This is a genomic window from Geodermatophilus normandii (genome assembly GCF_003182485.1).
GTDB lineage: Bacteria > Actinomycetota > Actinomycetes > Mycobacteriales > Geodermatophilaceae > Geodermatophilus > Geodermatophilus normandii.
In genome coordinates, this window is record NZ_QGTX01000001.1 from 425,217 (window position 1) to 439,205 (window position 13,989).

The 13,989-nt window shown below is 72.2% G+C and carries 12 protein-coding genes; 7 read left to right on the forward strand and 5 right to left on the reverse strand.

Annotation, left to right across the window (positions count from 1 at the left end; translation table 11 throughout):
- The first annotated feature begins 76 nt into the window (after positions 1–76).
- Positions 77–2,980: a glycosyl hydrolase gene (locus JD79_RS02270; RefSeq protein ID WP_110004227.1), complete on the forward strand. Its 2,904-nt coding sequence runs from the start codon at positions 77–79 to the stop codon at positions 2,978–2,980.
- Positions 2,981–3,001: 21 nt separating this feature from the next.
- Here the strand turns inward: JD79_RS02270 and JD79_RS02275 are convergent, their stop codons facing one another.
- Together JD79_RS02275 and JD79_RS02280 are read right to left on the reverse strand one after the other, a co-directional pair.
- Positions 3,002–4,321, reverse strand: coding sequence for a UDP-glucose dehydrogenase family protein (locus JD79_RS02275; protein ID WP_110004228.1), 1,320 nt, complete (start codon positions 4,319–4,321; stop codon positions 3,002–3,004).
- Between the two features lie 67 nt (positions 4,322–4,388).
- The gene (locus JD79_RS02280) at positions 4,389–6,272 is read right to left on the reverse strand and encodes a glycosyltransferase family 2 protein (protein ID WP_170149077.1); all 1,884 of its coding nucleotides are present in this window, start codon (positions 6,270–6,272) and stop codon (positions 4,389–4,391) included.
- A 442-nt stretch (positions 6,273–6,714) separates the two neighbouring features.
- On the opposite strand from JD79_RS02280, the gene JD79_RS02285 reads away from it, so the two are divergent.
- Positions 6,715–7,803: a glycoside hydrolase family 26 protein gene (locus JD79_RS02285; RefSeq protein ID WP_170149078.1), complete on the forward strand. Its 1,089-nt coding sequence runs from the start codon at positions 6,715–6,717 to the stop codon at positions 7,801–7,803.
- An 86-nt stretch (positions 7,804–7,889) separates the two neighbouring features.
- Complete coding sequence (locus JD79_RS02290; protein WP_110004231.1) at positions 7,890–9,905, forward strand: acyltransferase family protein; 2,016 nt, start codon at positions 7,890–7,892, stop codon at positions 9,903–9,905.
- Positions 9,906–10,010: 105 nt separating this feature from the next.
- Here JD79_RS02290 and JD79_RS02295 read toward each other — a convergent pair whose 3' ends face one another.
- Complete coding sequence (locus tag JD79_RS02295) at positions 10,011–10,616, reverse strand: hypothetical protein (protein ID WP_110004232.1); 606 nt, start codon at positions 10,614–10,616, stop codon at positions 10,011–10,013.
- Positions 10,617–10,907: 291 nt separating this feature from the next.
- Between JD79_RS02295 and JD79_RS02300 the strand changes: the two genes are divergently transcribed.
- Genes JD79_RS02300 through trxA form a run of 4 tightly spaced genes read left to right on the forward strand, consistent with a single transcriptional unit; the run spans position 10,908 to position 12,713 of the window.
- Complete coding sequence (locus JD79_RS02300; RefSeq protein ID WP_110004233.1) at positions 10,908–11,474, forward strand: AMIN-like domain-containing (lipo)protein; 567 nt, start codon at positions 10,908–10,910, stop codon at positions 11,472–11,474.
- 53 nt (positions 11,475–11,527) lie between these two features.
- Positions 11,528–11,908: a nuclear transport factor 2 family protein gene (locus JD79_RS02305; protein ID WP_170149080.1), complete on the forward strand. Its 381-nt coding sequence runs from the start codon at positions 11,528–11,530 to the stop codon at positions 11,906–11,908.
- 41 nt (positions 11,909–11,949) lie between these two features.
- Positions 11,950–12,381, forward strand: coding sequence for a winged helix-turn-helix transcriptional regulator (locus JD79_RS02310; RefSeq protein ID WP_211307830.1), 432 nt, complete (start codon positions 11,950–11,952; stop codon positions 12,379–12,381).
- Positions 12,378–12,713: a thioredoxin gene (gene trxA, locus JD79_RS02315; protein ID WP_110004234.1), complete on the forward strand. Its 336-nt coding sequence runs from the start codon at positions 12,378–12,380 to the stop codon at positions 12,711–12,713. Before JD79_RS02310 ends, trxA begins: the two co-directional genes overlap by 4 nt.
- Positions 12,714–12,733: 20 nt before the next feature.
- Here the strand turns inward: trxA and JD79_RS02320 are convergent, their stop codons facing one another.
- Both JD79_RS02320 and mca read right to left on the reverse strand, forming a co-directional pair.
- The gene (locus tag JD79_RS02320) at positions 12,734–13,090 is read right to left on the reverse strand and encodes a hypothetical protein (RefSeq protein WP_110004235.1); all 357 of its coding nucleotides are present in this window, start codon (positions 13,088–13,090) and stop codon (positions 12,734–12,736) included.
- Positions 13,087–13,974: a mycothiol conjugate amidase Mca gene (gene mca, locus JD79_RS02325; RefSeq protein WP_110004236.1), complete on the reverse strand. Its 888-nt coding sequence runs from the start codon at positions 13,972–13,974 to the stop codon at positions 13,087–13,089. The genes JD79_RS02320 and mca overlap by 4 nt, the downstream gene beginning before the upstream one ends.
- Positions 13,975–13,989: the final 15 nt, after the last annotated feature.

The following is a 13,989-nucleotide window of genomic DNA, read 5'->3' on the forward strand; positions in this document are numbered from 1 at the left end:
GGACGAGAGTCCGAACAGCGGAGCAGATGGCGGCCGACGGCGGCCACGGAGCCGCGCAACGACGTGCGGAGAAGGCATGGCGATCACCGGCACCTGGGCCCGGTTGGCGGTCCTCGCCACGGCGGCAGCGGTCCTCCTCAGCGGGGGTGCTCTCCTGCCGGCCGTGAGCGCTCAAGCCGCCCCACCCGGCTGCACCCACGACGCCGTGGTCTGTCCCTCAAGGGTCTACGTCGGCGCCTCGGTCCCAGGCCTGCCCAGCGACCCGAACGCCACCGCCGCCTTCACAGCCGCCACGGGCGTCGACCCGTCGGTGGTCCTGTTCTTCGCTGGCCTGAACTACCAGGTCGACAGGGAGGCGCTACAGCGACTGGTCGATGACGATCGGCTGCCGATGATGACCTGGGAGCCGTACGACTCCACTCAGCCGACAGCGAACCCCTACCCGTTGAGCCGCATCGCGGCCGGCGACTTCGACGCCTACCTCCGCCAACAAGCCAGCAGGATTGCCGCCGTCGACGGCCCGGTCGCCATCCGCTTCGCACACGAGATGAACGGCAATTGGTACCCGTGGGGTGCGGGGGTGAACGGCAACACGCCCGCGGACTATGTGGCCGCGTACCGGCACGTCCATGACGTGGTCACCGGCGCAGGCGCGACGAACGCCGTCTGGGTGTGGGCGCCCAACGTGGTCGACTGGCCGACGCCCGGGGACGTGGGCCCGTACTACCCCGGAGACGCCTACGTCGACTGGGCCGGCTTCGACGCCTACTTCGACGATACGAACGACACCGCCCGTTTGTTCGCCGCCACCGTCGGCCAGCTGGATCGGGTCGCGCCCGCCAAGCCGATCTACGTCGCTGAGACAGCGGTCCTCCCCGGCAGCACTCGGCCAGCGATGATCCTCGACCAAGTCGCCGGGCTGCTGGCCATCCCGCGGCTCGTCGGCTTCACCTGGTTCGACCACCCCTCTCGGCACGACTGGCGCATCGAGAACGACCCGACGGCCGCGGCTGCCCTGCGCGAGGCGCTCACCTCCCCCTATTTCGGAGGAGCCGGGCACGTCGACGACCCTGTCGTCGCCCCGCCGGTCGCCATGGGCCCACCGTGGATCACCGGAACGGCGCACGTCGGTCAGACCCTCGCCTCCTCGACCGGCTCCTGGCGCGCGACGGCCGAGTCCGGCGCCCTGACCCTCGCCCGTCGGTGGTACCGCTGCACCGACCCGGTCAGCCCGTCGTCCTGCGTCGCCACGGCGTACACGGGCGGCGGCTTCGTGCCGGGGTCCGGCTACGTCGGCGCCTTCCTCCGCGTCGCAGTCACCGCGAGCAATGACGTCGGCTCCGTGGTCGCCTGGTCCGCACCCACGCAGGCGGTCCTGATGACCCCCGCCACGCCGGCAGCTCCAACCGTCGAGGGGTATAGCGGCGCACTGAAGATCGTCTTCCCCCGGACCGTTCCCACTGGGGCGACGCACTGGCGGCTGAGCATCGATGGCGCCCCCAAGCAGCTCATCCCGGTCAGCACGACCACGTACTGGCTGACCGGCTTGAGCAACGGCACGAGCTACGACCTGTCGCTGGCCGCGGTCTCTGCATCGTCGACCGGGGCGTTGTCCTCCGCTGTAACCACGGGCACCGCGGTGCCAATGGCCTTCCCCTGGAATCCCTCCGTCAGCGTCACGGGCACGACTGTGACGGTGCAGGTGCCACGGACGGCCCCGACCGGGGCGACCGGCTGGCGACTGACGGTCGGTACGGCCATCCGGGACCTGCCGCTCGACGCCAGGCCCGAGGTGTTCACCGGCCTGCCCCCGGGTGTGGCGACGCCGTGGACGCTGCGGGCGCTCGCTGGCGGGTGGAACGGGCAACCGGGCACCTCGCAAGCCGCGTCGGGAATCTTCACCCCGGTCACCTCGGAACAATTGCCGGCTTCACCTGTGGTCCCCTTCGTCGAGGCCCGCGACGGCGCCTTGCGGGTGGTGTTCCCCCCTGCTCCAGCTCGGGCCACGCACTGGCAGTTGACTGTCGACGGAGTCGCCAAGCAGTTGATCCCGGTCGGCCGAGCCGACTACTGGCTGACCGGCCTGACCAACGGTCGGAGTTACACGATCGGCCTGGCTGGCGCAGTTGTGACGGCCACCGCGTCGGCGACCGGTCCGGCCACCTCTGGCACCGCAGCCCCCATGCCGGCTCCGTGGAACCCGGTCGTGACCGTCGTCGACACCACGGCCACGGTGACCCTGCCGCGCACGGTCCCGGTCGGCGCGACCGGTTGGCAGCTGACCGTGGGCGACGTCACGCGCATCCTGCCGGTCGGCACCACCACCAGTCAGTTCACCGGCCTCGTCCCGGGAGCGGCGACCCGCTGGGAGCTTCGCGCAGTTGCCGGCACCTGGAATGGGCAGTCCGGCTCGGTCACACCTGCCGCCTCCGGGACATTCACCCCGGCCAGCGTCGTACCGGGGCAGCCGGCTGCCCCGCTGGTTGAGGCCCGCGACGGCGCGCTTCGGGTCGTGTTCCCAAGTCCTCCGGCGGACGCCACTCACTGGAGGCTGACGGTCGACGGCGTCGCGAGGCAGCTCGTCGGCATCGACCGTGCCGACTACTGGCTGACCGGTATGACGAACGGCCGGAGTTACTCACTCAGTCTCGCGGCCGTGCACATGAGCTCCTCGGCCAGCACGACCGGTCCGGCGACCACCGGTACCGCGGTGCCGATGCCCGCTCCTTACGCTCCCTGGATCTCCGTGAGGTCGAGTACTGCGACGGTCCAGCTGCCTCGTGTCGCGCCGACGGGCGCGACGGCGTGGCGGCTCACAGTCGGTGGCGTCACCCGCGACCTGCCCATCGGGACGGTCATGAGTGAGTTCACGAGCCTGTCCGGTCAGGTCGTCTCCTGGGAGCTGCGGGCGGTCGCCGGTATCTGGGCTGGTGGCCCCGGGTCCACCACCCCGGCGGTGAGCGGGACGTTCACGGGATAGGAGCCTGCCGGACCGCCGGGGTCAGCCGGCGCGGCGGCCCAGGGCCCGGTAGGTCCAGCCGGCGGCGGTCCAGGCCTCGCGGTCGAGCGCGTTGCGCCCGTCGAGGACCCGCTTCTGCCGGACCAGCTCCCCGAACGCGGCCGGGTCGAGCTCGCGGTACTGGCGCCACTCGGTGAGCACCAGGACGGCGTCGGCGTCGGCCGCGGCCTCCTCCGGGGTGGCGGCGTAGTCCAGGTGCGGCCACTCCCGGCGGCTGTTGTCCACCGCGGCGGGGTCGGTCACGCAGACCACCGCGCCCTGCAGCTGCAGCTGGGCGGCGACGTTGAGCGCCGGGGAGTCGCGGATGTCGTCGGAGTCGGGCTTGAACGCCGCGCCGAGGACCGCCACCCGCTTGCCCAGCAGCGACCCGTCGAGCACCTCGCGCGCCAGCTCCACCATGCGGATCCTGCGGCGCATGTTGATGTTGTCGACCTCGCGCAGGAACGTCAGCGCCTGGTCGGCACCCAGCTCGCCGGCACGGGCCATGAACGCGCGGATGTCCTTGGGCAGGCAGCCGCCGCCGAACCCGAGCCCGGCGTTGAGGAACTTCCGCCCGATCCGGTCGTCGTAGCCGATGGCGTCGGCCAGCAGCTTGACGTCGGCACCGGTGGCCTCGCACAGCTCGGCCATCGCGTTGATGAAGGAGATCTTCGTGGCGAGGAAGGAGTTGGCCGCCGTCTTCACCATCTCGGCGGTGGCGTGGTCGGTGGTGACCTGCGGCGTGCCGCGGGCGACGATCGGCGCGTACACCTCGTCGAGCAGCTGCCGGGCCACCTCGCCGTCGGGGCCGGCGGGCAGGCCGTAGACCAGGCGGTCGGGGTGCAGGGTGTCGCGGACGGCGAACCCCTCGCGCAGGAACTCCGGGTTCCACGCCAACAGCGCCCCGGGGACCTTGCCCTCGATGACGGCCGCCAGCTCGGCCGCGGTTCCCACGGGGACGGTGGACTTGCCCACCACCAGGTCCCCGGGCTCGAGGACCTCCAGTAGAGACTCTGCGGCGGCCTGGACGAACCGCAGGTCGGCGGCGTACTCGCCGTGCTTCTGCGGCGTGCCCACGCACAGGAAGTGCACCCGGGCGCCGGCCGCGTCGGCCACGTCGGTGGAGAACGACAGCCGGCCAGTGCCGAGGGTGCGGCGGAGCAGGTCCTCGAACCCGGGCTCGTAGAAGGGTGCCCGGGCGTCGCGCAGGGTCGCCACCTTGCGCTCGTCCACGTCGATGCCGACCACCTCGTGGCCGAGCTCGGCCATCGAGGCCGCGTGCACCGCACCCAGATAACCGCAACCGATGACCGAGACGCGCATGGAGAACCTTCCGAAGTGGGGTCCGCACCAGGGAGGACGGACGCGGTGACCGGTGGGTGGAGCGGACTCAGACCAGCTCGGCCATCGGCATCGCCTCGGGCTCCGAGCAAGCAGGAGGCGGTGGGATGACGCGGCTGATGACCGTCTGCGGTTCGTCCGAGCGACGGCGGGGTGGCGGGACCGCCGGCAACCCCGACCGCCCGCGGGGTGGAGTGGCGGCGACATAGCCGGGGTGCAAGCCGGGCGGAGCGATCACGGCGGCCGACACGGCCCTGCCCGCCGCCGGGTGAAGGTCCCAGGTCGGCGCAGCAGTCGGGACCAGTGCCACGACGGCAGTGCGGGCCCCGGAGAGAGGCGCCAGGGACGGGCCGTGCGCCGACGCGGGAGCCGGGGCTCCGGCAGGGGCCACGGGGAACACCGGACGGCGGACCACCCCCCAAGGACGGGAGTCACGGAGGGGGAGGAGCGCCGGCACCTGGATGTAGATGCTGACGCCCGCGAGCACGAGCATGGGCCACAGTCGCTGCACCCCCAGCTGAGACCAGTTCCACGCGATGCCGCTCCACATCGCCAGTTGAGTGCTGAGCACCGTCGCCGTCATGACGCGACGGATGGTCACCGCCAGTGGGGTGCCCTTGCCCGCCGCGCCCGTGGGGACCCAATCCGCCGTTCGGCCCCCCAGCGTGTGCCAGATGGCCAGGGCGTGCGCGAAGCTGTAGAGCATCTGCACGCGGAGGACCGCGGGCCTCCAGGTGCTGCGCATGACGAGTGGGGTCAAGGCGTATGTCACCGCGAGCGCCGGCAGTAGCACACGGTAGTTCCCCACGAAGATCTCGTACGGGAAGAGCCAGAGCATCACCAGTGACGGCAGCGCCACGGTGAAGACGAACAGCCCCGTGGAGATGTAGTAGAGGAACCCGCTGAAGAAGCACAGTCGCTGGCGCAGCGTCAGCGGAGCCGCGTGGAACTTGGGATCAGCCAGGAGACTCATCGATCCGGAGCACCAGCGGTATTGCTGGTTGAGGAAGCCCGACAGGTTGTCGGGGCACAGGCCCTTCGCGACGAGCACCGGGACGTACCGGACGACGTAGCCGACCTTCAGCAGGTTGACACCGGTGTGCACGTCCTCGCTGTGCCCGATCTGGGCGAATCCGCCGGACCGCTCGAGGCCCGCGCGACGATAGAGGGCGCAGGTCCCCACACAGATGGCGGCATCGGCCCGGTCCCGGGACGGCTGCACGAAGCGGTAGAACAGCTCCTGGGTCGCACCGGCGGCCCGCTGCAGCCAGTTCATCCCGCTGCTGGTGTCGAAGAACTGCGGCGATTGGACGATGCCGACCCTGGGGTCGTCGAAGTACGGCACTAGGTCGTGCAGGTACTCGCGGCGCGGCACGAAGTCAGCGTCGAACACGGCGATGAGGTCGCCGGAGGAGTGCTCGAAGCCGTACTTGAGGTTCCCCGCCTTCTTCATGCGCCCCCGGTCGGGCCGGGAGTGATAGGCAAAGCCATAGCCGGCGGCAAGCTGGGCGACCTCGTCACGGCCGGAGTCGTCGAGGACGTGCACGACCAGCCGTCCGGGCCACTCCATCCTGGCCACGTGCCAGTAGGTGTTGGCCAGGACCTGAACATCCTCACCGGCCGACGGCAGGAACACGTCGACACTCGGGTACACGTCGGGCTGCCAGTTGCCGACCTTCTCCACGTGACTGCTGTAGGTGACCCGCCGGCGACGTGAAGAGGTCCCCAGGCCGACGGCGGTGGTCACCACGCGAAGCACCACCAGGGCGAGGAAGATCCAGGTGACCGGGTGGCTGAGCGCGAACTCGACCAGGCTGGCCAGCACCAGCACGCCTGCGGCCACCGCCGCCCACAGGAACCACCGATTCTGGTGACCGAGGTACCAGTACTTCTCCTCCTCGGTCGGCGGCGTGGGGAGGATCAGCAGAGGCAAGTCCGTGCGCCGGTGTCCGACGAGGGGCTCCGAGGGGAGGGGGGGCAACACCCTGGTGACCGCTTCGTCGAGAGAGTCCGCCGGAACCACGGAGGCCACCCCTCGCCGCGGGTCGTGCTGATGCAGCTGCGGCCGAGGCATGGAGAGCACGTTACGAGACGAAGCCATCCACTAACGCCCCGTGACAGCTGCAGGTCCGCCACATCGCGCCCATCACGCCTCAGCTGTCCGCTCACGACCCATGCGCCACAGGCACCACAGCTACCTCATCCGCGACAACCCGACACAAGGGTGCCCTGACGCCGCACCCACCGGCCTGGTGACCGCCGTGGCGAGCAACCGACACCTACCTTGAGTCGGCCTGCTGTCGGTCGGAGAGGTCCCCGCGATGCGTTCCATAGTCCCCACCCACGCACCCCGAGAGGGGCGTCGTGTCGGCCGCATGCTGGCCGGGACACTGGTGGTCGTGGTGATGGCCGTGGCCGTCGCACTGGCGGTCCATCCGCCCTTGCTGTCAGCGCTGGCAGCACCGCTGCTCGGCGACGGTCGTGCCGACGCGTCCTCGACGACACCCGTTCTCGGCGGTCAGACGGCGGAGCCCACGCAGGCCCAGGTGCTCAGCGCACTGCCGACCGACGAGCGCCGGTACTTCGGCGTGTCGGTCGCCGAGGTCGCCGGTGCCGGCGACCCGTCGGCGGCGTTCACCAGCGCGGTCGGGGTGGCACCCACCCTGCAGATGTTCTTCGGGTCGTTCGCCGGCTCCTTCGACGTCGGCGCCGCCCGCCGGATCACCGCGGCCGGCCGGCTGCCCATGTTGACCTGGGAGCCCTTCGACCACCGCACTCCTACGGTGAACGCCTTCCCATTGCAGGCCATCGCGGCGGGACAGTTCGACGTCCACCTCCGCGAGGAGGCCGCCCGCTTCGCCTCCGTCGACGGACCGCTCGTCGTGCGATTCGGGCACGAGATGAACGGTGACTGGTACCCGTGGGGCATCACCGCGCCCGGCAACTCGGCCGCCGACTACATCGCCGCCTACCGGCACGTACACGACGTCGTCACCGCCGCGGGTGCGATGAACGTCGTGTGGATGTGGTCGCCGAACCTCATCGACGCCGAGCCGGCCGTTCCACTGGCATCGGTGTACCCGGGCGACGACGTCGTCGACTGGGTCGGCCTCAGTGGCTACATCACCAGCGCGACGCAGACGTTCGCCAACCGCATGACCCCCACGCTTGCACAGCTGGACCTCGCCGCCCCGGCGAAGCCGGTCGTACTGGCCGAGACGGCCGTCGAACGGACCTCCAACCGTGCCGCACAGATCCGTGACCTGGTCGAGGGCGTCCTCAGCACGCCCCGGTTCATCGGCTTCGTGTGGTTCGACGTGGCCAAACGCGCCGATTGGTCCGTCGACGACGACCCGGCGGCAGCCGCCGCGCTCGGTGAGGCGGTGCGCGCCGGTGGGTTCGGGGCCGGTCCACACCTCGTGCCCGCCCGGACCAGGTCCGCGGCGCCGACCCCGGGCCGCTGACGCGCCGCCGCCCGGCCCCGTCGGACGGGCGCTCCCCGGGCGCAATCCGGGATCCCTCCCCCACGTTCCGACCAAGGAGACCACCCGTGTCCACATCCGGCCGCGCCCTGCGGCCTGACATCCAGGCGCTGCGGGCTCTAGCCGTGACCCTCGTCGTCGCGTACCACGCGCACTTCCTGGGCTTCGGCGGTGGATACGTCGGTGTCGACGTCTTCTACGTGGTCTCCGGCTTCCTCATCACCGGCCAACTACTGCGGGAACTGGGCGAGACGGGTCGCATCCGGCTGGGTGCCTTCTTCGCCCGCCGCGCCCGCAGACTCATCCCGGCCGCATCGGTCGTCCTGCTCGTCACCATCGCCGCCGCGGCGGTGTTCCTGTCACCACTGCGCCTGCCCCAGCTAGGAGGTGACGCGGCGGCGGCCGCGCTCTACGTGTCCAACCTGCGCTTCGCGCAGGCCCAGACCGACTACCTGCACGTCGGCGATGCCCCCAGCCCGTTCCTGCACTTCTGGTCCCTAGCGGTGGAGGAGCAGTTCTACCTGCTGTGGCCGGCGCTGCTCCTGCTCCTGCTCCGCCGGAGGGATGACCAGGTCCGGTCGCCCCTTCGCTGCGCCGCCGTGGCGATCGGCGTCGTGTTCGCCGTCTCGCTGGCGTCCTCGGTGTTCCTCACGCCGCGTTATGCGAACTGGGCCTTCTACCTGTCCCCGGTCCGCGCGTGGGAGTTCGCAGCCGGTGCCGCGGTCGCCGTGGCTGCTGGACTGCTGGCCCGCCGCGGGGCCGTCTTCGCGACACTGACCGCCCTGACAGGTGTCACGTTGATCGTCATCGCGGACCTCCGCTTCGACGACGCCACCGCGTTTCCGGGCGTGGCCGCACTGGTGCCGGTGGCCGGGACCGCGCTCTTCCTCGCTGGCGGCGCCGCCGGCGCGAACCCGTTGAACCGGATCTGGTCCGCAGCGCCGCTCCAGCGGCTGGGGAAGCTGTCCTACTCGCTCTACCTGTGGCACTGGCCGATGCTGGTGATGCCGGCAGAGGCGCTGGGCCGACCGCTCACGCTCGTCGAGAACGCCGCCGCGGTGCTCGCCTCGATCGTCGCGGCCGAGATCACCATGCGCCTCGTCGAGGACCCCGCCCGCCGGTCGACCCTGCTGCGGGGCAGCATCAAGGGGGTCGGCTTCGGGCTCGCCATGAGCCTCGTGACGGCCTGGGGAGTGGTGGCCGTCCCCGACGTGGTCACCACGGTCACCTTCGACGGCAACGGCAGTGTGACGGCCGCCAGCGTCGTCGACTTCGACGGTGGCGCGGTCCCGGCCGACCTGACCCCAGCACTGCTCGACGCCGCAACTGACGCCCCGGACAGCCAGGACGACGGATGCCAGACCGAGACGGCGAGGTCCGGCTACTGCCTCTACGGGGACCCGGACGCGGAGACGACGATCGCCCTCTACGGCGACAGCCACGCTGGCCAATGGCTCCCGGCCCTGCAGAGGCTGGCCCGGGAGCACGGGTGGAATGTCCTGGCGATGGTCAAGTCCGGCTGTCCGGCACCGAGCGTGTCAGTGTGGAAGTTCGACTCACGCTCCCCGTACACGGCCTGCGACGAGTGGCGCCTGCACGCCTTCGAGCGCATCGTCGATGCCGACCCGGACCTGATCGTCGTCAGCGGCCTACAGAGCTACCTTCCGAAGAACGGCGCCACCGGCCGCCCTGCGCTGGATTGGTGGGCCGAGGGCTGGCAGACCACGCTGGCGCGACTCACCCCGGTCGCGCCGACGATGGTGCTGGCCGACACGCCACACCCCTCCCAGGACATCCCGGCGTGCCTCGCCGAGAACCTGGACAACGCGGGAGCGTGCGCCGTGCCCACCGAGGTCGGCTTCGCGCAGGACCGCCGAGCCACGGACGAGGTGACCGTCACATCCGCCGGCGCGCACTTCGTGAGCCTGGACGATGACATCTGTGATGAGCAAATGTGCTCGGCGGTCCGCGGCAATCTCCTGGTGTTCCGCGACGACAGCCATCTGTCGACGCCGTTCGCGGAGTCCCTGGCCCCGCAGCTGGCCGCTCAGATGCGGCTGGTCCTCCCGGCGCTCCCCTGGTGACACCCGCCCCGGACCTCCTGGGGTCCGGGGCGGGTGCCGACGATCGGTCGGTCAAGACTCCGACCGCTGCCCGGCCGGGCGACTCCGCCCACGGTTGAACCGGACTCAGAGCTGCGGGCCGCGCGCCCGGACCTCCTCCACCGAGGACATGGCGTCGCGCAGCTCGGTCAGCCACGCGTCGGCGTGCTGACCCACCAGCCGCACCGCCCAGACCAGGGCCTCGGAGCGGGACCGGGCGACGCCGGCGTCGACGAGGGTGTCGAGCACCAGCCGCTCGTTCTGGCGCAGCCGGGTCATCACCGGTACCGAGGCGTTGGTGAACACCTCGCGGACGTCGCCGCACGAGGCACCCCACGCCACCGAGCGGCCGTAGCGCTCCTGCGCGGCGTCGACGATGGCCATCCGCTGTTGGCGGGTGTCCTCGCGGAAGCGGGCGATGCGACCGGCGCGCGCGGCGGCGGGGTCGCCCTCGCCGGCGTCGGGCTCGGCCAGCGGGCCGACGACGGTGATCTCGTCGCGGTCGACGACGAGGTCCACCGGGCCGGTGAACCAGCCGTCGGGCAGCCGCCCCGCGAACCAGCCGGCGACCTCGGCGCGGTCGACCGGCGGCGGGGCGTCGCCCCCGCGTCCGCCCGGGCCGCGGCGGCGGAAGCCCGGGGCGCCCATCCGGGCGAAGGGGGAGTCGGCGAATCGGGAGTGGGATCGGTGCACAGCAGCCTCCTCGGCAGCGGCGATTACACGCTTACACGGTAAGACGCTGAGGGGACAGGTGACGAGTCCCCCGCGCTCCGCCGTGAGCGGACAGCACCCACCGTCATCACCTGACGACGGAAGCGGACCTGCCACTCCGTGTCGCGCCCGAGCGCCCGTTTTCTGTCACTTGTGCACATCTGTACGCCCCGAGGATCGACGTCCGTGGGCGATCCCGGCCATGGTGCACAGGGTGGGCGTCGGCGGATCCTCGCCGGCGTCAGCACGTCCCCCTGACCCCGGGAGCCCGACATGAGCACCATCCGCACCCGCGTCGCCGTCGTCCTGGCCGCCGCCGCCACCACCCTCGGCACGGCCACCCTCGGCACCGCCCTGCCCGCCGCCTCCGCCGCCGGCTGCAGCACCGCCTGGGGCTCGCTGCCCGAGGCCGTCGACGACCGCGGCGGGGGCACCCTCGACGACGTCCGCGCCGGCCGGCACGAGTGCTACGACCGACTGGTCCTCGACCTCGACGGGATCGACGCCGCCGACGTGTCCTACGACGTCCGCTACGTCGGCCAGGTCGTGCAGGACGGCTCGGGCCGGCCGGTGCCGCTGCGCGGGGCCGCCGACCTCCAGGTGGCGGTGCACACCCCGGCGTACGACGGCGGGAGGGCCACCTACGACCCGCGCGTCGACGCCGAGGCGGTGGCCGTCGGCGGCTACCGCACCTTCCGCCAGGTCGCCTGGGCGCAGTCGTTCGAGGGCACCAGCACCGTGGGCCTCGGCGTGCGCGCCCGGCTGCCGTTCCGCGTGACGGTCCTCGACGGCCCGGGCGACGGCGCACGCCTCGTCGTCGACGTCGCGCACACCTGGTGAGCACCGCGGCCGGGCCGGGGACGCCCGGCCCGGCCGCCCGCCAGGATGGCGCCGTGGACGAACGGACCCCCCTCGACGTCGTCGCCGACCTGCTGACCACCGTGCGCTCGGGGGTCGACCCCGACCGCGCCGCCGCCCTCATGGCACCCGAGGTCCTCGCCCACCAGGGCGACTCGGGGGTCGTCGTCCGCCGGACGCCGGCCGGCTACGCCGACCACGTGCGGGAGATGCTCGCCGAGCACGGCCCGTGGGACTTCACCGTCACCCGGCTCGCCCCCGACGGCGACGGCGTGGCCGCGGAGTGGCGGCAGGTCGGCCGCCCCGACCCGGCGACCGGGCTGCGGGTGGTCGAGCACGGCCGCGCCCGGTACACGGTCCGGGACGGGCGGGTCACCGAGTACGTCATCGCCTTCGACCACGTCGTCGAGAGCTGACCTCTCGACGCTGCCTTGGTCCTGGGTCCATACTCAGCACCGTGGCACTGGGCGAGGCACTCTCCGTGTTCGGCGACCGCTGGGCGCTGCTCGTCGTCCGCGAGGCGGCGCTCGGCGTCCGCCGGTTCACCGAGCTGCAGCAGACCACCGGCGCACCCCGCACCGTGCTGTCCGACCGGTTGCGCCGGCTGGTGGCCGCGGGCGTGCTCGAGCAGCGGGAGTACGTCCTGCCCGGCGCCCGGCCACGGCAGGAGTACGTGCTCACCGACGCCGGACGCGACCTGTTGCCGGTCCTCGCCGCCTTCTCCGACTGGGCGGCGCGGCACCTCGCCGACGACCGCCCGGCCGACGTGACCTACCGGCACGCCGGCTGCGGTGGCCACGTGGGCGCGCACCTGGTGTGCGACTGCGGGGCCGAGATCACCCACGGCGACCGGCTGGTCGCCTCCGTCCTCAGAGAGGGGACCCCGTGAGCAGCACCCTGCCCCAGACCACGGACGCCACCTTCGCCGCCGACGTCCTCGGCAGCGACGTGCCCGTGCTCGTCGACTTCACCGCGGCCTGGTGCCCGCCGTGCCGCATGGTGACGCCGGTGCTCGAGCAGCTGGCCGCCGAGGAGCGCGACCGGCTGCGGGTCGTCCAGGTCGACGTGGACGCCGCCCCCCGGACCGCGCGGGCCTACGGGGTCATGGGCCTGCCCACGATGAGCCTCTTCCGCGACGGCGAGATGGTGGCCACCGTCGTCGGCGCACGGCCGCGGGCGGCCATCACCCGCGAGATCGAGCCGTTCCTGACCGCGCGGTGACCCCGCGGGGCCCGCCGGCGTCAGCGCGCCGGCGGGTCGCTCCGGTCGTCGTCGCGGCGCTCGGGGCGCGGGCCCTCGATCGCACGCGGGGCGCGACGGAGGTCGTCGAGCAGGTCCTGGCCGGGCCGGCGCTGCTCCTCGACCAGCTCGGCCGGGGTGTCGGGGACGACGACCCGCGGCCCGGCGTCCTCGTCGAAGCTGCGCGGCAGGCCCCTGAGGTGCCGGTTCATCGACCGGACCAGCAGCGCGACGGCGACCAGCAGCAGGAGGAGCAGGAAGAGGCCGAGCGGGCCGGACTTGCCGACGTCCTCCGGCAGCTGCTCCTCGACGGCCAGCACGCTGCCGGCCAGGACACCCTGGATCGATCCGGCGCTCACGGGACCGGCACCTCGCTGCGGATGCCGGCGAACAGGTCGTCCTCGGGCAGCGGCGAGTCGACCAGCGACCGGGCCAGCTCGTAGTCCTCGGTGGGCCAGATCCGCTGCTGCACCTCCATCGGGCAGGCGAACCAGCGGCCGGTGGGGTCGATCTGCGTGGCGTGCGCGATGAGGGCGGCGTCGCGGACCGGGAAGTACTCGGCGCAGGGCACCCGGGTGGTGACGCGGGCGGACATGTCCCGCTCCGGGTCCCAGTTCGCCAGCCACTCGGCGTAGGGCGACTCCGCGCCGGTCTCGAGCATCGCCTCGTGCAGCGCGCGCATCCGGGTCAGCGTGAAGCCCATGTGGTAGTAGAGCTTGCTCGGCTGCCAGGGCTCGCCCAGGTCGGGATAGCGCTCGGGGTCACCGGCGGCCTCGAAGGCGTGCACCGAGACCTCGTGGGTCTTGATGTGGTCGGGGTGCGGGTAGCCGCCGTTCTCGTCGTAGGTGAGCACGACCTGCGGCTTGAACCGGCGGATCAGCTCGACCAGCGGCGCGGCGGCCTCCTCGGTGGGGACCAGCGCGAAGCAGCCCTCGGGCAGCGGCGGCAGCGGGTCGCCCTCGGGCAGGCCGGAGTCGACGAAACCGAGGAACTCCTGCGCGACGCCGAGGATCTCGCGGGCGCGCGCCATCTCCTCGACGCGCAGCTGCGGCAGGCGCTCCCAGACCTCGGGGCGGTCGAGCGCCGGGTTGAGCACGGAACCGCGCTCGCCGCCGGTGCAGGTCGCCACCATCACCTGGACACCCTCGGCCACGTACCGGGCCATGGTCGCGGCGCCCTTGCTCGACTCGTCGTCGGGATGGGCGTGCACGGCGAGCAGGCGCAACTGGTGGTCCTCGGTCACCCGCCCAGTGTCCCC